The sequence below is a fragment of the Colwellia asteriadis genome, assembly GCF_039523295.1.
Classification (GTDB): Bacteria; Pseudomonadota; Gammaproteobacteria; order Enterobacterales; family Alteromonadaceae; genus Colwellia; species Colwellia asteriadis.
Genome location: NZ_BAAAFA010000009.1, coordinates 45,525 through 68,997, shown reverse-complemented (window position 1 = coordinate 68,997; position 23,473 = coordinate 45,525). Strand labels below are relative to the sequence as shown.

The 23,473-nt window shown below is 38.5% G+C and carries 24 protein-coding genes and 4 tRNA genes; 10 read left to right on the top strand and 18 right to left on the bottom strand.

The window, feature by feature from the left end:
* Positions 1-49: 49 nt before the first annotated feature.
* Positions 50-1,000, bottom strand: coding sequence for a flagellar motor protein MotB (locus tag ABD005_RS13325; RefSeq protein WP_215981020.1), 951 nt, complete (start codon positions 998-1,000; stop codon positions 50-52).
* A gap of 6 nt (positions 1,001-1,006) precedes the next feature.
* Positions 1,007-1,771 carry a flagellar motor protein PomA gene (pomA, locus tag ABD005_RS13320; RefSeq protein WP_215981019.1) on the bottom strand — a complete coding sequence of 255 codons (765 nt, stop codon included), beginning with the start codon at positions 1,769-1,771 and terminating at the stop codon, positions 1,007-1,009.
* 246 nt (positions 1,772-2,017) lie between these two features.
* Between pomA and ABD005_RS13315 the strand changes: the two genes are divergently transcribed.
* The 4 genes from ABD005_RS13315 to ABD005_RS13300 all read left to right on the top strand — a co-directional run bounded on the left by ABD005_RS13315 (position 2,018) and on the right by ABD005_RS13300 (position 5,994).
* Positions 2,018-2,266, top strand: coding sequence for an exodeoxyribonuclease VII small subunit (locus ABD005_RS13315; RefSeq protein ID WP_215981018.1), 249 nt, complete (start codon positions 2,018-2,020; stop codon positions 2,264-2,266).
* Positions 2,266-3,156: a (2E,6E)-farnesyl diphosphate synthase gene (gene ispA, locus ABD005_RS13310; protein WP_215981017.1), complete on the top strand. Its 891-nt coding sequence runs from the start codon at positions 2,266-2,268 to the stop codon at positions 3,154-3,156. Before ABD005_RS13315 ends, ispA begins: the two co-directional genes overlap by 1 nt.
* A gap of 17 nt (positions 3,157-3,173) precedes the next feature.
* Positions 3,174-5,036, top strand: a complete 1,863-nt coding sequence (dxs, locus tag ABD005_RS13305) for a 1-deoxy-D-xylulose-5-phosphate synthase (RefSeq protein WP_215981016.1) — start codon at positions 3,174-3,176, stop codon at positions 5,034-5,036.
* 94 nt (positions 5,037-5,130) lie between these two features.
* On the top strand, positions 5,131-5,994 hold the full coding sequence (locus tag ABD005_RS13300) for a substrate-binding periplasmic protein (protein ID WP_343817992.1): 864 nt from the start codon (positions 5,131-5,133) through the stop codon (positions 5,992-5,994).
* 149 nt (positions 5,995-6,143) lie between these two features.
* Here the strand turns inward: ABD005_RS13300 and nqrM are convergent, their stop codons facing one another.
* From nqrM to ABD005_RS13230, 14 genes are all read right to left on the bottom strand, one after another.
* The gene (gene nqrM, locus ABD005_RS13295) at positions 6,144-6,374 is read right to left on the bottom strand and encodes a (Na+)-NQR maturation NqrM (RefSeq protein WP_215981014.1); all 231 of its coding nucleotides are present in this window, start codon (positions 6,372-6,374) and stop codon (positions 6,144-6,146) included.
* A 99-nt stretch (positions 6,375-6,473) separates the two neighbouring features.
* Entirely contained in the window at positions 6,474-7,493 is a 1,020-nt protein-coding gene (locus ABD005_RS13290) for an FAD:protein FMN transferase (protein WP_343817991.1), read from the bottom strand.
* Between the two features lie 232 nt (positions 7,494-7,725).
* Positions 7,726-8,949 (bottom strand): NADH:ubiquinone reductase (Na(+)-transporting) subunit F, encoded by a 1,224-nt coding sequence (gene nqrF / locus ABD005_RS13285; RefSeq protein ID WP_215981012.1) that lies wholly within the window; start codon positions 8,947-8,949, stop codon positions 7,726-7,728.
* A gap of 63 nt (positions 8,950-9,012) precedes the next feature.
* Positions 9,013-9,636: an NADH:ubiquinone reductase (Na(+)-transporting) subunit E gene (gene nqrE / locus ABD005_RS13280; RefSeq protein WP_215981011.1), complete on the bottom strand. Its 624-nt coding sequence runs from the start codon at positions 9,634-9,636 to the stop codon at positions 9,013-9,015.
* A 4-nt stretch (positions 9,637-9,640) separates the two neighbouring features.
* Positions 9,641-10,264 carry an NADH:ubiquinone reductase (Na(+)-transporting) subunit D gene (locus tag ABD005_RS13275; protein WP_215981010.1) on the bottom strand — a complete coding sequence of 208 codons (624 nt, stop codon included), beginning with the start codon at positions 10,262-10,264 and terminating at the stop codon, positions 9,641-9,643.
* Positions 10,264-11,034 carry a Na(+)-translocating NADH-quinone reductase subunit C gene (locus tag ABD005_RS13270; RefSeq protein ID WP_215981009.1) on the bottom strand — a complete coding sequence of 257 codons (771 nt, stop codon included), beginning with the start codon at positions 11,032-11,034 and terminating at the stop codon, positions 10,264-10,266. Before ABD005_RS13270 ends, ABD005_RS13275 begins: the two co-directional genes overlap by 1 nt.
* The gene (locus ABD005_RS13265; RefSeq protein ID WP_343817987.1) at positions 11,027-12,229 is read right to left on the bottom strand and encodes an NADH:ubiquinone reductase (Na(+)-transporting) subunit B; all 1,203 of its coding nucleotides are present in this window, start codon (positions 12,227-12,229) and stop codon (positions 11,027-11,029) included. The genes ABD005_RS13270 and ABD005_RS13265 overlap by 8 nt, the downstream gene beginning before the upstream one ends.
* 2 nt (positions 12,230-12,231) lie before the next feature.
* Entirely contained in the window at positions 12,232-13,569 is a 1,338-nt protein-coding gene (locus ABD005_RS13260) for a Na(+)-translocating NADH-quinone reductase subunit A (protein WP_343817986.1), read from the bottom strand.
* Between the two features lie 585 nt (positions 13,570-14,154).
* Positions 14,155-14,230, bottom strand: a tRNA-Phe gene (locus ABD005_RS13255).
* 202 nt (positions 14,231-14,432) lie between these two features.
* Positions 14,433-14,612, bottom strand: coding sequence for a hypothetical protein (locus ABD005_RS13250; protein WP_215981006.1), 180 nt, complete (start codon positions 14,610-14,612; stop codon positions 14,433-14,435).
* Positions 14,613-14,759: 147 nt separating this feature from the next.
* A complete protein-coding gene (locus tag ABD005_RS13245; protein ID WP_343817984.1) occupies positions 14,760-15,083 on the bottom strand; it encodes a DUF1289 domain-containing protein in 324 nt (107 codons plus the stop codon).
* Between the two features lie 172 nt (positions 15,084-15,255).
* Positions 15,256-16,785, bottom strand: coding sequence for a SulP family inorganic anion transporter (locus ABD005_RS13240; protein ID WP_215981004.1), 1,530 nt, complete (start codon positions 16,783-16,785; stop codon positions 15,256-15,258).
* A 219-nt stretch (positions 16,786-17,004) separates the two neighbouring features.
* A complete protein-coding gene (locus ABD005_RS13235) occupies positions 17,005-17,673 on the bottom strand; it encodes a GntR family transcriptional regulator (protein WP_343817981.1) in 669 nt (222 codons plus the stop codon).
* A gap of 168 nt (positions 17,674-17,841) precedes the next feature.
* Complete coding sequence (locus ABD005_RS13230) at positions 17,842-18,891, bottom strand: S1C family serine protease (RefSeq protein WP_343817979.1); 1,050 nt, start codon at positions 18,889-18,891, stop codon at positions 17,842-17,844.
* Positions 18,892-19,158: 267 nt separating this feature from the next.
* Here ABD005_RS13230 and ABD005_RS13225 point away from each other — a divergent pair, with 267 nt between their 5' ends.
* Complete coding sequence (locus tag ABD005_RS13225) at positions 19,159-19,500, top strand: hypothetical protein (RefSeq protein WP_343817977.1); 342 nt, start codon at positions 19,159-19,161, stop codon at positions 19,498-19,500.
* Between the two features lie 128 nt (positions 19,501-19,628).
* Here ABD005_RS13225 and trmB read toward each other — a convergent pair whose 3' ends face one another.
* On the bottom strand, positions 19,629-20,351 hold the full coding sequence (trmB, locus tag ABD005_RS13220) for a tRNA (guanosine(46)-N7)-methyltransferase TrmB (RefSeq protein ID WP_215981000.1): 723 nt from the start codon (positions 20,349-20,351) through the stop codon (positions 19,629-19,631).
* A gap of 129 nt (positions 20,352-20,480) precedes the next feature.
* A complete protein-coding gene (locus tag ABD005_RS13215) occupies positions 20,481-20,816 on the bottom strand; it encodes a 50S ribosome-binding protein YggL (RefSeq protein ID WP_215980999.1) in 336 nt (111 codons plus the stop codon).
* Positions 20,817-21,066: 250 nt separating this feature from the next.
* Between ABD005_RS13215 and mutY the strand changes: the two genes are divergently transcribed.
* The 5 genes from mutY (at position 21,067) to ABD005_RS13190 (ending at position 23,159) form a co-directional block, all read left to right on the top strand.
* Positions 21,067-22,227, top strand: coding sequence for an A/G-specific adenine glycosylase (gene mutY, locus ABD005_RS13210; protein WP_343818218.1), 1,161 nt, complete (start codon positions 21,067-21,069; stop codon positions 22,225-22,227).
* An 86-nt stretch (positions 22,228-22,313) separates the two neighbouring features.
* Positions 22,314-22,586 (top strand): oxidative damage protection protein, encoded by a 273-nt coding sequence (locus tag ABD005_RS13205; protein WP_215980998.1) that lies wholly within the window; start codon positions 22,314-22,316, stop codon positions 22,584-22,586.
* A gap of 170 nt (positions 22,587-22,756) precedes the next feature.
* Positions 22,757-22,832, top strand: a tRNA-Phe gene (locus tag ABD005_RS13200).
* Positions 22,833-22,890: 58 nt separating this feature from the next.
* Positions 22,891-22,966: transfer RNA gene (locus ABD005_RS13195), tRNA-Thr, on the top strand.
* Positions 22,967-23,083: 117 nt separating this feature from the next.
* A tRNA-Thr gene (locus ABD005_RS13190) sits at positions 23,084-23,159 on the top strand.
* Positions 23,160-23,473 lie beyond the last annotated feature (314 nt).

Below are 23,473 nucleotides of genomic sequence, written 5' to 3'. Positions count from 1 at the left end.
TTTTTTGAATACTGGGCACATGCTTTTATGCCCAGCAGTCAAAGGAAAGTTAAGTTTGTGGTTTGAGTACTTGAATTGGCTCACTCTCTTTAGCTTTACCTTGATTAATTGCGATTTCAACGCGTCTATTTCTTCGACGATTAAGCGCATTAGTATTAGGCACTAATGGCCTGGTATCTGCGTGACCCGCAACAATTAAGCGCGTTTGATCAAACCCTGGCACTTTAATTAACTCATGAGCAATAGAGACCGCTCGCTTACTTGATAAGTCCCAATTAGAGTTAAACAGCTCAGAATCGACACCACGATTATCAGTATTACCCGAAACCATAATCTCTCCAGGCATTGTATTTAGTAATTCACCTATTTCACGAATAATCGGCTTAAATTTAGGTTGTAAAAAAGCAGAGCCTGATGGAAACGAGCCATTTTCTCGAATACGAATAATAACTTGCTGACCTAAGGACTCAAGTTCTATAGCGCCATCTTGTATTTGTTGCTCAAGTTGTTCAGCTATTTTTTTAACTAAGTCATTTACTTGCTCTTGGGCTGCTTGCTCTATTTCTTCTTTCGCTTGTTCCATTGCTTGTGCCGATAAAGCATCTTCGGTATTTTGTGACTGGCCACCACGTTCAGTACCTCGTTGCTCTTGACGGCCCCCTGCAGAAGTTTCATCACCCGCTTGAAACTCCAACATTTGTTGGGTCATTTCCATAGTTTGCTGCTGAATAACTTCAATTGGTGTTGGCTCTGGTTTCCCTGGTCTAAACTCTTGAGCGATAATACTGGTGCCTTTAGGAATGTCTTTCACTTCAATCTTGTTTTGCACACCAAAAGCAAACTTCATAGAGCCTGCAATTTGTTTGAACTTTAAAACGTCCATTTCAGAAAAAGATAACAGTAGGACGAAGAAGCACATTAATAGCGACATCAAGTCGGCAAAAGTCCCCATCCATGCGGGTAGCCCTGGGGGCGGACATTTACATTTTGGTTCACTCATAAAACATTACTCTTCATTGGTATCTATTTTACGTTTACCTTCAGCTAAGTAATTTTTCAGTAAGCCTTCGATTACACGTGGATTTTGACCATCTTGAATACCAAGTACTGCATCAAGCACCAGCTCTTGATTCATCTTTTCTTCTTCTAAACGCAGTTTTAATTTAGCAGCCAATGGAATAGCGATAACATTGGCTAAAAATGCCCCATAAAGTGTAGTTAATAATGCAACCGCCATCGCAGGGCCAATTGATTTAGGGTCATCCATATTCGATAACATTGCAACCAAACCAATTAATGTACCTATCATTCCCATCGCAGGGGCAACATCAGCTAACGCCATTAGCATATCAGCGCTTTTCTCATGACGTTCCGTAGTTAAATTAATATCTTTTTGTAAGGTTGCTCGTACCACATCAGCATCATGACCATCGACTAGCATATCAACGCCTTTTTGCATAAAGGCATTGGTAATTTCGGCTTCCTCTAGTGCTAAAAATCCACCTTTGCGCGCGGCATCAGCCATATCCACGGCTTTATCAATAAGTTCTTCTGGTTTTTCTAATTTAAACATAAAGGCTTTGGCGATAACTTTACCAATACCAAAAAACTGCCCCATATTATAATTTGATAAGACTACGAAAATTGAGCCACCAAAAACAATAATAACGGATTGAACATCGACGAACATCATAATGTCGCCAGAAAGCACCATCGCCATTATTAGTAAACCAATAGCACCTAATATGCCAACTAACGTAGCTAAATCCACACAATTCCCCTAAAACATCACATTTATCGATCTTCAATATAAGAATAGTACAATATGCTAAAACTATTCACTATAACTTTACTCAGTTAACCTTTTATTATCGTCCATAATGTCAATAACTTAACCTTCATGATAAAATAATTCACTTATTTAGGTATAACACCAGATTGACCAACGTCGCAAGCTAAGGTAAGTTTGCGCCAATAAATCACTTTCCACAGCTCTGAGTATATTAAGCGATAAATTATGGCAAAAAAGAAATTAGAAAACCTATCATTTGAGGAGTCTCTCAATGAACTTGACACCATAGTTCAAAGCTTAGAGCAAGGTGAATTAAGTTTAGAAGAGTCAATGGCTTTATTCGAACGCGGCTTAAACTTAAGTAAGGTCAGCCAAGATAAACTTCAAACGGCTGAGCAGAAAGTCAAAATATTGCTAACGCAGAATGAAACCGCACCATTAGCAAATTACGATAGCAGTACGGATCAAGATTAATGACAACGCTTAACAATTATGAGTATTACCAACAACGCATTAATAATTTTTTAACTGTACAACTTGATAAACTCAAGGTTAACGACGAAAGGTTGCTCGCAGCCATGCGCTATGGCTTGTTAATTGGTGGTAAGCGCATGCGCCCTTATTTAGCTTATACAACGGGCGAAGCTTTAGGGGCTGACCTGCATGACATAGACGCTATTGCAGCTTCAATAGAGTGTATACACGCCTACTCTTTAATTCATGACGATTTACCAGCAATGGACGATGACGATTTACGTCGCGGCCAACCTACATGCCATAAAGCTTTTGATGAGGCTACGGCAATATTAGCGGGTGATAGTTTGCAAACCTTAGCGTTTGATATTATTGCTAACCATAAATTCTCTCAAAATGCACAAAATAAACAGGTTGAACTGATTCGACAATTAATTAACGCCGCGGGTTATCAAGGCATGTGTGGTGGCCAAGCGCTTGATTTAGCAGCGACTAATAGTGAAGTTGACATTGCATCTTTAGAAAAAATTCATTCGTTAAAAACAGGGGCTTTGTTACAAGCTTCGGTATTAATGGCTGCAGAATGTGTTGTTGATATCAAAGCAGAACATAAAGCAGCGTTAGCAGAGTTTTCTCAACACATTGGCTTAGCCTATCAAGTACAAGACGATATTATTGATATTACTTCTACCGAAGAGCAATTAGGAAAACCTGCAGGCTCTGATGTTGCAGCAAACAAAAGTACTTACCCTGCACTCCTGGGTTTACAAGCTGCAAAAGATAAAGCTGAAAACTTATTTCAACAAGCGCTTCAAGCTTTGGCGACTTTACCTTACAATACGCAATCATTAGCAGACTTTGCTACGTTTATCGTAAAACGAAATCATTAGAACTCAATATAATAACTATGACTATAAACCTTGCTGACTACCCTCTTTTATCAAATATTAATACGCCATCAGATCTGCGTAATGCTGGGCAAGATCAACTCACGCGTATCAGCAATGAATTACGGAGTTATTTACTTAACTCGGTAAGCAAAAGTAGCGGTCATTTTGCCTCAGGGCTCGGTACAATAGAGCTAACTGTGGCACTACATTATGTTTATAACACCCCTTTTGATCATCTTATTTGGGATGTAGGCCATCAGGCTTACCCACATAAAATATTAACCGGTCGTCGCGATAGACTACATACCATCAGACAAAAAGATGGTTTACACCCTTTCCCATGGCGTGAAGAAAGCGAATATGATGTACTGAGTGTAGGTCACTCAAGCACCTCTATTTCAGCAGCATTAGGTTTAGCTGTTGCCGCTGAAAAAGAAGGTAAAGGGCGTAAAACTGTTGCTGTAATAGGTGATGGCGCAATGACCGCAGGAATGGCTTTTGAAGCATTAAATCATGCAGGCGACATTAATAAAGATATGCTTATTATTTTGAATGACAATGAAATGTCAATTTCTCAAAATGTGGGCGCACTTAATAACCATTTCGCAAAAATGCTTTCTGGTAGCTTTTATACGGGATTACGTGAAGGTGGTAAAAAAATCCTTGGTAATATCCCACCAATTAAAGAGCTTGCTAGTCGCGCAGAAGAGCACCTTAAAGGCATGGTTGTCCCTAGCACTTTCTTTGAAGAACTAGGTTTTAACTATATTGGACCCATTGACGGCCATGACGTGAATGGCTTAGTAAATACTATAAAAAATATGCGCAGCCTTAAGGGACCACAAATTCTTCATATAGCCACCAAAAAAGGTAAAGGCTACGAAGCGGCCGAGCAAGATCCAATTAAGTACCATGCAGTACCTAAATTTAACCCCGAAGAAACGACGCTACCTAAAGCAAAACCAAGCTTACCAAGTTACTCAAAAATATTTGGTGATTGGTTATGCAAACGTGCAGAAATTGATAATAAGCTAGTGGCGATTACTCCTGCCATGGCTGAAGGCTCAGGTATGGTTGAGTTTAGTCAACGCTTCCCTGAACAATATTTTGATGTTGCTATTGCCGAGCAACACGCTGTAACTTACGCTGCTGGCCTTGCTATTGGCGGACAAAAGCCCGTTGTAGCAATTTATTCTAGCTTTTTGCAGCGCGGTTATGATCAGCTTATTCATGATGTAGCAATTCAAAACCTCCCGGTATTATTTGCTGTTGATCGTGCTGGTATTGTTGGTGCTGACGGTGCCACTCACCAAGGTGTCTTTGATTTAAGCTTTTTACGCTGTATTCCAAATATGATTATTATGGCGCCATCTGATGAGCGCGAATGCCAACTAATGTTAAATACTGGCTATCAGCTAAACACTCCAGCAGTGGTACGCTACCCTCGTGGTAATGGTATTGGTAAAGAGTTACCCGCTACTGATGAATTAATAGAAATAGGCAAAGGCGTGGTCATTGAGCAAGGCAAAGAAATCGCCTTATTAAGCTTTGGCACTATGTTACAAGAAGCCAAAATCGCAGCAGAAACACTTAATGCAACACTTGTTGATATGCGTTTTGTTAAGCCAATTGATCAACAGCTTATTGATGGGTTGTTAGTAAACCACAGTACTTTGGTTACCATTGAAGATAATGCTATTGCCGGTGGCGCAGGCTCAGCGGTTAATGAATATATACTAGCACAAGGTAAAGCGGTTAAAGTGCTTAATATTGGCATTAAAGACCACTTTGTAAAACATGGTACCCAAGAAGAAATACATCACGAATTAGAGTTAGACGCACAAGGTATTATTACTCAAATAAACAGCTACCTTGCTTAATAAGGTAGCTGTTCTTAATGTTAAGTTTTGCTGATATGTCAGTGATGCTCTATATTGATGTTATTAAAAAAGAAGGTAACGGACATAACCTAAATTGACAAATAAACTTATTCTTTTCATAGCATTATTTACTATTAGTCAAATAGCTCAAGCCTGTGTATTAACCATGGGTTACCGCACTAGTGCGCGACTACCTAACATTCAAGCTGAAAACAATTCGGGTTTGTATTATGACTTATATCATAAGGCTGCTACCGATATAGGCTGCCAGCTCAAAGTAATACGTCTCCCTAAAAAGCGTGTATTACGAGCCATAGAAAATGGCAGTATTGACTTCTACCCTGGCCTAACATTTACCCCAGAACGTGCTAAATTCGTGTTATTTGTTCCTAATGGCCTCCCCTCTTTAGATATTGGCCTAACACGTACAGGTGTTAATGAAATTAAAACTCCCGAAGACTTTACAGGAAAAATTCTATTATCAACTTTAGGCTCAACTAAACTCCCTCGTACAGAGCATGCACTAGCGGTGAAATTTCCTCCAGAACTAAGTCATGCATCAGCGGTTGAATATGTGTTGAACGGTAAAGTTGATATCTATGTTGATGAACTATCTACTATCGCCTACCAGCTTAAAGAGCACCCGAAAAAAGACAGATTAATGTATCACTTAGACTGCTGTGGTGGGCTTACCGAGTTAACCTTGGGGTTTTCTAGAAAATCAGTACATTATAAAGAGGTTAATAATGAAGACTATAGTGCAGATAAAAAGCTAAGCTTTGATAACTTTCCTAAAAAGCTTGAGCAAAGTAGTGTTGCCCATCAGTTTTATCAATCGTTGATGAAACTAAAAAATAACGGTTACACTGAAAAGATTTATGCTGAATACTTTGGTTTTGATATGAGTATCATTAAAGCGACAATGTTAAAAGACAACGATAGCCTCACCTTACGCTAATCTTCCCATTTATCTGATGTAGCTAAAGTCATTTACTCTAGAGTTTTCGTTTAGCTAACTGAGTGATAATAGAGCAGTAACTGAGCTTAGTAGATATTCATAAAACCTAATAAGCTCATAAAACTATTCAGTAAAGCTGATAGAACAATTTACAAATTACGTACATCAATTTTGTTTTTCAAGTTATCTTCAAGTGCAGCTTTTCGCTCTCGCTCTTGGCGCTTTTCACACGGATTATCGCAATTACATGCTTTGTCGATACCAACGCTAGCTAAACCACCACAGCTACCCGCTAATGTTTTGTGCTGGAATATATAGCCGACAGCCATTGCCGCACCAACAACCAGAAAAAAACCTAGCGTAATTATAAAAATCATCATAACAATATTGCTCTCTAAATACTTTGAACTGTGTTAATTGCTTTAGATTAGATAAAACAATTAAGTGCAGCAACGGACTATTACTACTTCAGGTATCAACTACTTCAGGTATGGCTGGAATTCTACCGTAAATTGCTCACTAAAGCCATGTTCTGTTTTGTTAACGAACAGAGCTGCAATATTATTATCTACCGCAAATTTCATCCCTTGTTCAGCGCCCATCACCATCAACGCAGTAGACAAACCGTCAGCCGTCATTGATGACGGATGAATCACAGTAACCGATACTAACTTATGATTAATGGGTTTGCCCGTAGCGGGATCAATAATATGAGAAAAACGCTGACCATCACTTTCAAAGTAATTACGGTAATCACCAGAAGTTGCCACAGCGTTGTCTTTAGGAATAATAATTTGCTGTACGCTGCGTTCACTTGTTATTGGTTTCTCAATAGCAATAGCCCAAAGCTCACCAGTGTGCTTAAAGCCTTTTAAACGCAATTCTCCGCCTATTTCAACAAGGTAGTTGTTAAGACCATTAGCTTCAATAAGTTCAGCAACTAAATCGACGCCATAGCCTTTAGCGATAGTAGAAAGATCAACATAAAGCTCAGGAATAGCTTTCGCTAAATGATTGTTAGCAAAAGAAAGGTGCTGTAAGCCCACTTTCGCTTTAGTTTGCGAAAGTAACGTATCACTAGGAACCTTCTCAGGCTGTTTTTCAGGGCCAAACCCCCATAAGTTAACTAGTGGCCCCACGGTTACATCTAGCTTACCTTCACTCAATTTACCTAAGCGTATTGACTCTTTAATAACACGCGCTAAACCTACTGAAACAGATACGGGCTCTAAGGTGGTGCTTTTATTAAATAATGATAATTCAGAGTCAGGAATATAGGTCGACATCTCTTGGTTTACTTGCTTTAAAACAGCGTCTATTTTCTGCTGTAAACCTAAAGCTTCGACTTGCTCAATGGTAGCAACTACTTTGATATTATAAGTAGTTCCCATAGTTCTGCCCTGCAACAACACCTCTGTTTTTCCGGTGTTATTACTTGGAAAACAAGCGCTAAGCGCAAGTACCAAAGTGCATAACGCCAATAGTCTTAATTTGATCATAGTTTACCTTCCTAAATTATTATTTATGTCAAGGTACTGAGTAAGCACTTAAAAATACTCTGATATAAATAATAAAGACGACCTAGGTCGTCTTTATTAATAACTCTTTAACTATATTCTTTATTTAAGCGAGTATTTTGATTTGTTAGCAAGAAGTAAGCGCGGAGTTGACGTTAGTCAATGAGCACTTCCGACGAAACTAACAGAGCAAAAGCCCGTTTAAATATGAATATTAGCCACCGAAGTCATCCAACATGATATTCTCGTCTTCTACGCCTAAATCTTTAAGCATACCGATAACAGCTGCGTTCATCATTGGAGGACCACACATGTAGTACTCACAATCTTCTGGTGCTTCATGGTCTTTCAAGTATTCTTCGAAAAGAACATTGTGAATGAAACCTGTTAAACCATCCCAGTTATCTTCTGGTTGAGGGTCAGATAAAGCAACATGCCATTCGAAGTTATCATTTTCAGCGGCTAAGCCGTTATAATCATCTTCATAGAACATTTCACGAAGTGAACGTGCACCATACCAGAAGCTCATCTTACGCTTAGATTTTAAACGTTTAAGTTGATCAAAGATATGTGAACGCATTGGCGCCATACCAGCACCACCACCAATAAATACCATTTCATTATCAGTTTCTTTAGCGAAGAACTCACCAAATGGACCTGAAATAGTCACTTTATCACCAGGCTTCAAGCTGAAGATAAATGATGACATTTTACCTGCTGGTAAATGTAGCTTCCCTGGAGGCGGCGTAGCAATACGCACGTTAAGCATAATAATGCCTTCCTCTTCTGGGTAGTTAGCCATTGAGTATGCACGTAATGTATCTGTGTCTACTTTTGACTCTACATCGAAGAAACCAAAATGGTTCCAATCACCACGGTACTGTTCATCAATATCAAAATCACTGTACTTAACGTGATGCGCTGGTGCTTCAATTTGAATGTAACCACCCGCTTTAAACGGAACAGATTCACCATTTGGAATTTGAAGTTTAAGCTCTTTAATGAAAGTTGCTTTGTTATCGTTAGAGATAACTTCACATTCCCATTGTTGAACACCGAAGATTTCATCTTCAACTTCAATATCCATGTCTTGTTTAACAGCTACTTGACACGCTAAACGACAACCGGCTTTTGCTTCACGTTTGGTAATGTGACCTTCTTCGGTTGGAAGAATATCGCCACCACCTGAGTGCACGTCTACACGACACTGACCACAAGTACCACCGCCGCCACATGCTGAAGGAATAAAAATACCTTGGTCAGCTAGTGCGCCTAATAATTTGCCACCCGCCGCAGTAGTTACTGCTTTTTCAGGGTCGCCATTTATGCTTATCGTTACGTCACCGCTTGATACTAATTTAGATTTAGCGAATAAAATCACCAAAACTAAAACAATAACGATTGCGGTAAACATCGATACGCCGAGAATAATTTCCATCGACTTTTCCTTTATACTTATCTAGGGGTGTAATACCTAAATTGCGTATTACACCAACCAAACCTATAGGGAAATACCACCAAAAGATAGAAAGCCAAAAGCCATCAATCCTGAAGTGATAAACGTAATACCCAAACCTTTAAGGCCGTCTGGAATATCTGAGTATTTCATCTTCTCGCGCAAACCAGCTAATAAAACAATAGCTAGTGCCCAACCAATACCAGAGCCAATACCATAAACAACACTTTCACCAAATGTTAGGTTTTTCGCTACCATGAAAGACACGGCACCAAAAATTGCACAGTTTACGGTAATAAGAGGTAAGAAGATCCCTAGTGCTTGATAAAGCGCTGGGAAATACTTGTCTAGAATCATTTCCAAGATTTGAACTAAAGCAGCAATTACACCAATAAAGGTAATAAAAGATAAAAAGCTTAAGTCAATCGATTCATTAGGATCTGTAATACCCATAATGCTATCTAAAGCACCCGGCGCTAAGATTGCTTGATAAATAACTTGGTTAACCGGAACTGCTAAACCAAGTACCACAACAACCGCAACACCTAAGCCAATAGCTGTATCAACCTTTTTCGATACTGCTAGGAAGGTACACATACCTAAGAAAAACATTAAAGCGATATTTTCAATGAAAATAGCTTTAACTAATAATGCAATATAATGTTCCATGGTATTAATCCTTCTCTACTTGTGCTGGTTTCCACTGGCGAAGACCCCAGATAAGTAAACCAATAACAAAGAATGAACTAAATGGTAATACTAATAAACCATTCGCTTGATACCAACCACCGTTTTGAATTAATGGTAATATTTCATGGCCAAATAACGTACCGAAACCAAATAACTCACGAACAAAAGCAACTAGCATTAAGATTGCACCGTAACCTAAACCGTTACCAATACCATCTAAAAAGCTAACACCGGGCTTTTCTTTCATCGCAAAAGCTTCAGCACGACCCATTACAATACAGTTAGTAATAATTAAACCAACGAATACCGCAAGCTCTTTTGAAAGCTGGTAAGAGAAAGCTTTTAACACTTGGTCAACTACAATTACTAATGACGCAATAATCGCCATCTGTACGATGATACGTACACTTGATGGGATATGGTTACGAATAATTGAAATAAACAAGTTAGAGAATGCTGTTACAAAAACAACTGCCAGCGTCATTACTAACGCGTTAGCCATTGAGCTTGTTACAGCAAGTGCAGAACAAATACCCAGTACTTGTAATGCAATCGGGTTATTGTCAACAATAGGACCCGTTAATACTTTTTTAGCATCTGAAGACATTATTTAACCCCTTCTGCACGATAGTTAGCAATAAAAGGCGCATAACCTTCCTTACCAAACCAAAACTGTAGCGTGTGAGTAACACCGTTACTAGTTAATGTAGCACCAGATAACGCATCAACACCGTGAACATCACCAGCTTTGGCACCACCTTTTACTAACTCAATAGCAACGTTGTTTTGCTCGTCATATATCTTTTTACCTGGCCAAAGAGCTTTCCACTTAGGGTTAAGCACTTCAGCGCCTAATCCAGGAGTTTCTTTATGGTCAGAGTAAATTACGCTTTTTACTGTATTTAAGTCAGACTCTAAACCGATGTAACCGTACATTAAGTCCCATAAACCAGCACCAACGATAGGTAATACAACTGTTTCAACAGCACCTGAATCATTTTTGACTAAATAAACAACCGCTGTTTTAGATTGACGATTGATACCCGCGATATCATTTTCAGGTTTAACTGACAATGCTTTATCACGAGAGTTACGGCGCTCATCAAAGTTAACTACGTCACCTTCAATAAATTCACCAGTACTTAAGTCAATCATACGCGCATCAACATATTCATTGTAAGTTTTAACAATGTCTTTGCCAGCTTTTTCTAAAAGACCAGAGGCTTCTAAAATTTTAGTTTGTTGATCAAGTAATTTATTTGCTTTTTGTAATGGCTTTAACTGCACTGCAGAAAAAGATACTAACAATGCACAAACAACACAAACAGCGAATACAAAACCAACCGTTTTACCGAATGTTTCTTTCTTACTAGACATTGCGTGCAAGCCTCCGTTTAATGTTGCCTTTAACGACAAAGTAATCAAACAATGGCGCAAACAAGTTAGCGAATAAAATAGCTAACATCATACCTTCTGGGAATGCTGGGTTAACAACACGCACAAGTACAACCATTACACCAACTAACGCACCAAACCAGTATTTACCAGTATTAGTGAATGAAGCAGATACAGGGTCTGTTGCCATGAACATCATACCAAAAGCAAAGCCACCAATAACAAGGTGCCAATACCAAGGCATAGCAAACATTGCGTTAGTGTCACTACCAATAGCGTTAAATAAGAATGCTGTTGCAACCATACCGCCGAACACACCTAAAACGATGCGCCATGAAGCAATACCTTTATAAAGGATATATGCACCACCAAGTAAAATAGCAAAAGTTGATACTTCACCAACTGAACCTGGGATGAAGCCCCAGAATGCATTCCACCAATCAGCGTTCATTGAATAATCAACAAGACCTTGGTTAGCTGCACTTAGCATAGTAGCACCTGAGAAGCTGTCAGCAGCAACCCAAACAGCATCACCTGAAATTTCAGCAGGGTAAGCAAAGAATAAAAACGCACGACCCGCTAATGCTGGGTTTAAGAAGTTTTTACCTGTACCACCGAAAATTTCTTTAGCGATAACAATACCAAAAGTAATACCAATAGCGACTTGCCATAATGGAATACTAGCTGGAAGAATAAGCGCGAATAAAATAGAAGATACGAAGAAACCTTCATTCACTTCATGTTTACGAACCGCTGCAAATAATACTTCCCAAAAACCACCAACAACAAAAGTTACGGCGTAAATAGGTAAGAAGAAACAAGCACCGTATAGCATCATACTAAAGGTACTCGCATCTGCAGTTAATACACCACCTAAAAAGGTGAATAAATCAACTTGCCAAGATTGTGGTAAAGCATAATCCGACGCTAAAGCATCTACAGCTTGATAACCAATGTTATACATGCCGAAGAACATCGCAGGGAAAACCGCCAACCATACAGTGATCATGATACGTTTTAAGTCAATACTATCGCGAAGGTGAGTTTTGCCTTTATTTACATAACCTGGAGTAAACAAACCTGTTGCAATGGCTTCATATAGCGCGAACCACTTTTCATGTTTGCCGCCTTTTTCAAAATGCGGCTCAATATCTTCAATAAACTTTTTCAAGCCCATGACTAACCTTCCTTCTCGATTGTGGTTAGGCAATCACGTAGAAGTACGCTGTAATCTGTTTTGCCTGGGCAAACAAATGTACAAAGCGCTAAATCTTCTTCGTCTAGCTCTAAGGCACCTAGTTGTTGCGCGCTGTCGGTATCACCGGCACAAAGATCGCGTAATAATAAGGTAGGTAAAATATCTAACGGCATAACACGCTCATAGTTGCCAATTGGCACCATAGCACGCGAACTACCATTAGTGGTGGTCGTCATGTTGAACAATTTACTTGGGAATAAATGCGACATGAAAGCACGAGTTACTGAGAACTTATTAGGTCCTGGGTACATATAGCCCATAAACTCTTTTTCACGACCTTCAAGAATCAATGAAACTTGAACATCGTAACGACCAAGGTAGCCGTGAACAGCAGAAGCTGTAGCACCTAATAATAACGAACCAGAAACTACACGTAGTTCACCATCAACAGCTTCATCAGCGGTTAATTGAGCTGTACAAGCGCCTAAAACAGTGCGAACTAAACGCGGGTTTTTCGCAGCAGGGCCTGCAAGCGAAATAACACGTGTACTATCTAATTCACCAGTAGTGAATAACTTAGCAAAAGCAATTACATCTTGATAGCCAATGTGCCATACCACTTTGTCAGCACTAACAGGCTTTAAAAAGTGGATGTGCGTACCAACTAAACCAGCAGGGTGTTTACCCTTAAATTCAGTAACGGTTGCATTGCTATCAACAAGAATATTTGCACCTGGAGCTTTGCTAACAAATACTTCACCGTCAGTTAGGCGAGATAAAATGGTTAAACCATTTTTAAATGCTTCGCTTTGCTCACCAATAACAACTTCTGGATCAGCAGCTAATGGATTAGTATCCATAGCGCTAACAAAGATTGCTACAGGCGTGCTATCTACTGCGGGTATTTTGCTAAATGGGCGAGTTCTTAACGCAGTCCACAAGCCAGAATCAATTAAGTTCTTCGTCACGTTCTCACGTGAGATAGAAGCTAACTCGCTTGCTGGGTAACTGGTAAATGTTTCTTGATCGTAACCATCAACATCGATAACTACTGATTGTAAAACACGTTTTTCACCACGGTTAATTTCTTTAACAACACCGGCGGCTTGAGCTGTGAATTTAACGCCAGGATTTTTCTTATCTTCAAAAAGATCCTGACCTTTTTTAACGCGATCACCCACTTTAACAAACATGGTTGGACGCATACCCACAAACTCTTCACCGAGTGTTGCAACGGTTTTGATGGACGGACCATCATGGATTACCTGCTGGGGAGCACCTTTAACAGGAACATCCAAGCCTTTTTTTATTGTAATCATAAACACTTGCACTACTTTTGATGGGAGTATAAAAGCTAGTTCATTAACTTATCTAATAAACACCTTAGAATTAAGTTTAAATTAATCCTTAGATATCAATTAGATAAAACTTAACTTGCCAACTTCAGTGTATTTCAGTGAGTACATGCTTTTTTAATGTTGCCATTAGAGAAGCAGACCCACCGGCTCTAAGTTAAAATTTTCTGGCGCGATATTACCATAAAACGCTCTTTTTGTTCTACGACCATTCGCTATTTTTCATTACAATTTAGTCTATTAATATAATTTTTTCCTTTATTTTGACTATAAATCAACCAAATATTTATACGTGATAAAAAAACAGCCTTTTTTAGCAAAGAAAACCCAATACGTTTAACAATAAATACAAGATGAAATTGGTAGCTGGTAGCAATTAGGTTAGAACGCGTGATTAAGGCTTAACCGAGAAGAAATCAAAACCTTAAGGGAAGAACTTAAGGTAAAAAACTAGCGAGCTAGTTTGAGGGAGTATTAATTAAAATAGAAAAATCACAGAAATTAACGCAAAAAAAAGCCTACAAAAAATGTAGGCTTTTTCTTTTTATATGGTGCCCCGACCCGGATTTGAACCAGGGACACGAGGATTTTCAATCCTCTGCTCTACCAACTGAGCTATCGGGGCATCTACTTAAACAGAGCTTGTCCGTGAAAGTGCGCGTATAATATAGTGATTTAATTGGTGTCGCAACCGTTTTATAACTTTTTTTCGATAAAAGGTATTGGTTGCTACATAATCCATCAAACTGAGCAATTTAGCAACAACCCCATAAAAAATCACGACATTAACTGTACACAGATAACAGAATTTAATGCGCTTACCGTTATTAATGATAAGTCGCTGGTGTAATATTTTTAATAATAAAAATACCACCCCAATATTTACGCCATTCATTACTCGGCAACGTTTGTTGATAGTCATTTGCAAAAACTTGTAAATCACCTGGAGCTGACGATAAATCTTTCATATCAATAAAGTTAATTGGGGCACTACTGTGTTTATGCATAAACTGTTCAATAGCATTGTCAGCAAGTGGGGTTTCTCAGCACTACAGGAAAAACGGTTTTTAAAGTCATAAGTAACGTCCGTTGTGTGAAAACTATCGCTAACTTATCCCTATTTAAAGGGTATGACAATATTGAAATATTTTAGGCTAGAGATCAAAATCACTGAAATCTAAACTATCGTCATTTGCAATACTGCTATTGGCTTGGTTGGATTTAGCTGGTGGGTCTAGTAATGAGGGTTGTGGGCTTTTTACTACTTCTTGCTCCACCACTTTAACTTTAGCGGCCCCTGCTTTACGTTTTTTACGTTGCTGACAGCGCTTGATTACTTTTTGCTTATCATCATGATTAAAGCTCGACCAATTCAAGCGTTCGTCACGCGTACGCATACAGCCAATACAATGACCTTTGTCATCTGCTTGGCAAATTCCGACACATGGGCTTGGAACATCAAAAAACTCTAATTGCATTTAATTTTCACAAAGGTTTTATCAATAGCACTTATAAAAAATGCGCTGTAGTTATGTACCCGTACCACTTAAAGATGCTCGCTTCTAATTAGAGCTGAACCCTGCATCTTCAGGTGGAGCGTGTATAAGAGTATAACTTACAGCGCATTAATAAGAAAAGGAAAGAAAACCGCTACGCTAGTTTGTCACTAACAATATGGTAGTCAGGGTCTTCTATAACATTAAGTTCAACAAGCTTATCTGCTTTTTCGAGCAGTAATTTACACTCTTCATTTAAGTGCTTTAAATGCATAGTTTTATTGCGCGATAAATAACGCTCAGCCAAGGTGTCAATAGCTTCAATAGCAGAGTGGTCAACAACACGTGCATTTTTAAACTCAACAATGACATCTTCACTATCATCTTCTGGCGTAAACTGCTCTAAGAAGTTAGCAATAGAGCCGAAGAATATCGCACCATCAACTTCATAATAAGTTGAGCCGCTTTCAGTCAGTGAGCGTGTTACCCGAATTTGTTTAGCATGTTCCCAAGCAAAAACTAACGCTGAAACAATAACACCAACTACCACGGCTACCGCAAGATCTGAATATACGGTAACACCCGAAACTAAAATAATAACAAAGGCATCGGCTTTAGGTACTTTGTTTAAAATTCTAAAACTCGACCATTCAAATGTACCAATAACAACAATAAACATAACACCAACCAACGCTGCTAATGGTATTTGTTCAATTAAGTCAGAAGTAAATAAAATAAAGCCAAGTAACGCTAACGCTGCTGTTATCCCTGATGCACGACCTCGGCCACCTGAGTTAACATTAATCATAGATTGACCAATCATGGCACAACCACCCATACCGCCAAAAAAGCCATTTACTGTGTTTGCTGCACCTTGAGCAACACACTCTTTATTACTTTGGCCACGGGTTCCCGTTAACTCGTCAATTAAAGTGAGTGTTAATAGTGATTCAATTAAACCAATAGCAGCAAGTACTAACGCAAATGGTAAAATTATTTTAAAAGTTTCTAGGGTAAAAGGAACATCAGGAATAGAGAATGTTGGTAAACCGCCAGCAATAGAGGCAACATCACCAACTAGCTTGGTGTCTAAATCAATTGCGAAAACAAGCACTGAGACACTAACAATGGCAACAAGGGTAGATGGAACCGCTTTAGTTAGTTTTGGAAATAAATGAATAATTGCCATGGTCAGAATAATTAAGCCCGCCATGATATACAATGGTGCTCCTTGCATCCATTCAAGCTCTCCTGCACTGTTAGTCACTTTAAATTGTCCAAGCTGCGCTAAGAAAATAACAATAGCTAAACCATTAACAAAACCTAACATCACTGGATGTGGCACTAACCGAATAAATTTACCGAGTTTAAATACTCCCGCGAGAATTTGTAAAATACCAGTCAACAATACGGTCGCAAATAGGTACTCAACCCCATGAATGGCGACTAAACTCACCATAACAACAGCCATAGCACCCGTTGCACCAGAAATCATTCCTGGGCGACCACCAAAAATAGCGGTAATTAACCCCACCATAAAGGCCGCATACAAACCGACTAAAGGCTCTACGCCAGCAACAAAGGCAAAGGCAACGGCTTCAGGTACAAGTGCTAAGGCAACCGTTAAACCTGATAGCACATCATTTTTCATGTTAGAGACTTTACTAGCGTGTAATTCAAACATTTTTATCTCATTGGTTTTATTAGTATATTATTAGTGATTTAATAACTTACTAAGTAATTAGCTGTAACTATCACCTAAGCATAGGCGATAACAGGAAGGATTTCTGTGATTTTTAAGCGCGGGAATACTATAGATATCAACGGAAAAAGTCAATATTTGCTTACTTTTACAACACTGTAACAATTACTGATGCTTGAATAAGCGTATATTACCTTAGGGTTAATTTTCAGCGCACTCTCTTTGTATAAGAAAGCTTTTAATGGCTTCTTTGGAGCTTAAAATATGGTGCTTTAAAATAGCCACGGCTTGTTCAACGTCCCCAACTTTACACGCAGTTAAAATTTGTGCATGTTCAGGGCCTGCTTTAGAGATGCCACCAGCCCATAATAAATGCATACGAATATAACGATCAGCATTTTTATTTAAGGTATTCACTAATTCTTGAGTTTGTGGTTTATTTGCTGCGGAATATAAGCAATTATGGTACTTAGCATTTAATTCACTCCAAGTATTCGTGGCATTTTCTTTACCTAGCGCATTATCGAGTGCGGCTAAAATCTCAGTCGCCTCTTCCAGCTTTTCATGAGTGAGTAAAGGTAGTGACGCGGCGAGTAAGTCACATTCAAGCATTACGCGTAAATCAAACAACTCGGCAACATGGTTAGAATTTAATTGTGTCGCCGTTGCACCTTTGTGAGCTTCAAAGGTCACTAAACCTTCGCCTTCTAATTGCAATAATGCTTCACGAATAGGGATACGACTAACATTAAGCTCTTGCGCCAATGCCGCTTGCCTTAATGGCTCACCCGCTTTTATTTCACCACTGAGGATTTTTTCTCTTAGCGCTTCTACTACTAACTGTGTTCTAGTTTTATATACTATGCTCATAAAGCGCCCAAACCAATTTAATTATCATCATAGAATATTGATTATAAAAGCCAAATATTAATAACTCTAAACTGAACTACTAACGAACAACCTATATAACCAACTTCAAAACCAGATCAATAAAGCGTCAAAAATACTATAATGATTGACGCTATTCGTAAGCTATATCTATTCAATAACCCACGATACTTCTTTAAGTGCACCATTACGTAAGAACTTAAAATTAACTTTGTCACCTTTGCTATAACCAGCAAGCTTTTGCTTCATCATAATCGCTGAGGCTAAGTCTGTAATAGTATAGCCAGCAACTTCAAGTAAAATATCTCCACCTAACAAAACTGGAGTATGACCAATAACAACATTAATATTACCGCCTTTAAAGCCAAGTTTGTCGGCTAACGTTCCAGGAATAACGTGCTGAATTAACATGCCATGCCCTGCTGCATTATTTAAGGCGTAAGACTGTTCTTTATTAAGTAAAAAAGGAATGAAACCAGAAAAAGTACCAGGGTCGCCATTAATTACATCGTGAATAGTATCAACAGAAACCACAAATCCTAAACCATTGCTACCACCGGTTTTAGACAAAATATGACTCACAATACCCACTATTTCGCCATTAAGGTTAAACATAGGGCCACCAGAGTTACCCATATTTATCGCTGCATCAGTTTGTAATAACCTTGGTACTAAATTGCTGCCTGGAATTTTTTTACCATCACGGATACCACTTAAATAACCCACAGACAAACTATGACTTACTCCATAAGGTGCGCCAATAACAACAACTTGCTCCCCTACTTGGTAATTTTTAGCTTTAGCTAATACGAGTGGCTTTACAGCACTAGGTACTTTACTCACTTGGATCATCGCAAGATCAATTAATGGCTCTATCCATACCACATGACCAGTACTTTTACTGCCATTAGAAAAAACAACTTCAATGGCGGTTGCTTTATCTACTACATGAGCTGCAGTAAGTATGCGCCCTTCTTTACTTACTAACGCACCTGAGCCTAACGAGGTCGACTTTTCAGCTTGATCAGCGCTATATGAAACTTGACCAGCTTTAGGCGCAGCAATTGATTGAACATGCAACTCTACAACTGCAGGGTTAACCGTTTTATAAAGTTTCTGTATTGAGTTTTCTGCTGCCTGTATTACATTGCCATACATCATTGTTAGCATGACAATTGGAAATAATAACGCTCTTTTCATGGTTTACAATCCAGTGATTTATAATTAGCTTCAGTTTAACTAACTACAAATAAATAATCAGTTCTTTTCTTACGTTACGGTAAGTTAAGTTTTTGCTCCATTAGCATCAGTGCTAACCCGCAATGTCCTTCTTCTGTCTGTGCACTACATCAATGAAAATACTCAATAAGCACATCAAAAAATACTGTTTTAAGTTAATATAAGCCCCTAGATAAAAATTTATATTTAAGTGTTATTATACTGCGATGAATTTATAGAGGATAACTGATGGAAATTATTGCGTTATTAGCATTACTCGCATTACTTTGGTTAATATGGCAACTGGTAAAAGCTAAGCGATTTACTCGCTTTAAGCAGCTAATAGACAGAGAATTAAAAAGCCAAGTTATTGACAATATTATTGCTGAGTTAGAAGAAACTCGTAGCGATGTTTACCCTAACAATGCTTGTCATCAAGAAGCAACCATTGCTTTTTGGACTCAATACAAAAGTAGAATTCTTCATGCGGCATTGCAGCGAGAAATAATAGGTCAACAGTGGTTAAAAGATAGCGGTAATTTGCGTAATGCCCAGCATCTCTTTCATGTAGAGCGCCAATACTTACCTTAATATAACGTAAAGCGCATACAATAAAGAATATAAAACAAAAAAGCGATATCCATAAAATGGATATCGCTTTTTCATTAAACTGGGCAGAACATTTTAATCGCTACGACTTAAGCATTATAACTTTAGCGCTATGATTTTTTGAACTGTAAATCCCAAACGCCATGACCTAAACGCTGACCACGGTTTTCAAATTTTGTTAACGGACGAGAATCTGGGCGAGGTACATAATCATTGGTTTCTGATAAATTTTCATATCCCGGCGAGTTTTGCATGTCTTCTAACATACATTCCGCATAGTTTTCCCAGTCAGTTGCCATGTGAAAAACACCACCAACTTTTAGTTTGTTACGAATACTCTCAACAAAGTCAGCTTGTACAATTCGACGTTTATGGTGTTTCTTTTTATGCCAAGGATCAGGAAAAAACAACTGCACTGTATTTAAGCTATTATCAGCAATACAATCGGCTAATATTTCTATAGCATCGTGCTCATAAACCTTTAGGTTACTAACTTCTTGCTCTACCGCTAAAGAAATACAAGCGCCAACTCCCGGCTTGTGAACTTCAATACCAATAAAGTTGAGCTCAGGCGCTGCTTTAGCCATTTCAACCAACGACTTGCCCATACCAAAACCTATTTCTAACACCACAGGGTTATCGTTGCCAAATAAAGCTTGTACATCAATTAAACCATCGCTGTGATTTAACCCCATATTTTGCCAATGATCCGTTAACGCTCGCTCTTGTCCTTTAGTTAATCGCCCTTCGCGCTTAACAAAGCTACGAACTTTACGAATGTACTTACCTTCTTGTTCAGCTTGCTCTATGGTTTTATGTGTTTTTTCTGTCATAACATTTCTTAATTTACTATTAACTGGACTGGTAGCTGAGCTCATAAGCAAGCATTAACCTTATAATAACCTCGATATGAGTTCAGCTATTTCTATCTAGCGACCTATGCGCTAACTTTTTAGGTAAGACTACGCCCACCACACATCATAAAGTTCACTCACAGCTACAGAACTAGCACCATGTGCTGTTAACCATTTTTCAACCGCTGCACGATGTTCTTCGGTACATGAACCAATGGCATGAGTACAAATTAAACCGTGCCATAAAGTATCGCCTTCACCACCAAAGCTTAACCCACAAGGTTGAATAACTTCTTCGAAAAATTTATCTATAAAGGCATCAAGCTCTTCACCGGTAATACCGTCTTTTAATTGCCAAGCAACATCAAAACCTAACTCTTTAAACTCATCAACACGTAATTTTTTACGTAAACGACGGCTACGATTTTTTGCTGTAATTTTCATTTGAAGATCCTAATAAACATAATTGCCGCCATTATACCCAAGCTACTACAAAATACCTATACCCAAAGCATCCCAAACCACTAAGCGAATAAAAGCAAATTGGCAACTAACGATAAAAATACCACAAGCAATAAATTACTCTTGTTAAATGATTAGGCAAATACTTTTGAGCAACACTTAACTATTGGTTACACTGCAGCAAATATTGGCAAAGTATTAGTGAAATAACATTATCAATACCTTAACAACAATTGAAAAAGAGTCTGCATTAAAATTTGGTGAGCAAGTCGTTCGCTGGTATCACAAGCAAGGACGCAAGCATTTACCATGGCAACAAAATAAAACGCCTTATCGAGTATGGATTTCAGAAATAATGTTGCAGCAAACCCAAGTTGCAACAGTTATTCCTTATTACCATCGTTTTATGGAGAGCTTCCCAACCATTAATGATTTAGCCAATGCTGAAGAAGATGTAGTACTACATCATTGGACTGGACTAGGTTACTACGCACGCGCTAGAAATTTACACAAGGCAGCAAAAATAATTCAGCAAGATTATCACGGTAAATTTCCTGAAAATATTGAACAAGTTATTGCTTTACCCGGTATAGGTCGTTCAACCGCTGGGGCTATTTTAAGCTTATCTCTGAATCAGCATCACCCAATACTCGATGGTAACGTAAAACGTGTTTTAGCCCGAAGTTATGTGGTAGAAGGCTATAATGGCCTCACTAAATTTGATAAAGCACTTTGGCAGTTAAGTGAGCAATTAACGCCCGCTATAGAAACCGCCAGCTTTAACCAAGCCATGATGGACTTAGGCGCGACCGTATGCACCCGCAGTAAACCTACATGCGAAGTTTGCCCTGTTGAAAGCGCCTGTTTAGCTAACGCTAGTGATCAACAAGCCAACTTTCCACAAAAAAAGCCCAAAAAAACGATTCCAGAAAAAAGCACTATTATGATCATTCCTCGACTGAGACAAAGTTTAAATGATCATTTAACCAATAAAGCCACAAGCAAACACTCAACCAAATATTCAACCAAGGTACTGATGGAGAAACGCCCACCTGCCGGTATTTGGGGCGGCTTATGGTGTTTTTATGAAGTTTCGAGTACTCGTGATATACCAAAGCAACTAAAACAGTTATCACTTAAGGCTATTTCAGAGCAAACGTTACCAACATTTCGTCATACTTTTAGCCATTTTCATTTAGATATAACGCCAATAGTTATTGACTGTGAAATGCTAACTACAGAACAAAGCGTGGCAATAGCTGAGCCTAACCAACAAACATGGTACGATTTACATCAACCTCTTGATGTTGGTTTAGCCGCATCAACCAAAAAGCTATTAAGCTTGTTAACCAAAAACATTAACGATACAGGCGAAAGTCATCAAACTATTTAAGCGCGACACACCAACGCTTAATAGGGTAAAATGATGCTATTAACCTTTATTATTTTTATCTAATACTTTATTTAACGAGAAACATTATGAGTCGCACAGTATTTTGTCAAAGCTTAAAAAAAGAAGCCGAAGGTTTAGGCTTTCAATTATACCCAGGTGAAATTGGTAAACGTATTTATGACAATATTTCAAAAGAAGCTTGGGGTATTTGGCAGAAAAAGCAAACCATGATTATTAATGAGAAAAAAATGAACATGATGAACCCTGATGATCGCGCTTTTTTAGAAGCCGCTATGATCGGATACTTATTTGAAGGTAAAGAGCCTGAAATAGAAGGTTACGTACCACCAAGTAAATAACGGCTACTTTATGACTGTTTTATGTGTATTTAGCAAACACACAACACTTTTTAGCTTTAAAATTAAGCAAACAAACATTTTTTATAAAAAAAGAGTTGACGGCAAAAAGGAAAAACAGTCTAATAGCGCTCGTCTTAACGGGGAAGCAAAATAAACCTGTTAAAGATAAAGCCCCGATAGCTCAGTTGGTAGAGCAGAGGATTGAAAATCCTCGTGTCCCTGGTTCAAATCCGGGTCGGGGCACCATATTTTTAAGTAGTGAATTTAATTCATTATTTTAGTGCCAACGCACACAGTTTAGTGTGCCGACTTAGCTCAGTTGGTAGAGCAACTGACTTGTAATCAGTAGGTCGCCAGTTCGATTCCGGCAGTCGGCACCATTTATTTAGTAGCTTAAATAGAAATATTTATACTGAAATAAATAAAAAGAAGCCTTAACATTTGTTAAGGTTTTTTTATTAGAAAAAAATTTAGTGCCAACGCACACAGTTTAGTGTGCCGACTTAGCTCAGTTGGTAGAGCAACTGACTTGTAATCAGTAGGTCGCCAGTTCGATTCCGGCAGTCGGCACCATTTATAACAAAGCCTCAGCATTTATGTTGAGGCTTTTTTATTTATCTGAGCTTACAACTTGAATATAACCCGATAAACTGCCCTACTGATAAATCAGTAGCTAAGCCGTCTTGGCAGTTCGATTCCGGCAGTCGGCACCATTTATTTAGTAGCTTAAATAGAAATATTTATACTGAAATAAATAAAAAGAAGCCTTAACATTTGTTAAGGTTTTTTTTCGTCTCAATAAAAGCGATTACCTGCTGGAACTGCCCTACTGATAAATCAGTAGCTAAGCCGTATTAGCAGTTCGAACCCGGCAGTCGGCACCATTT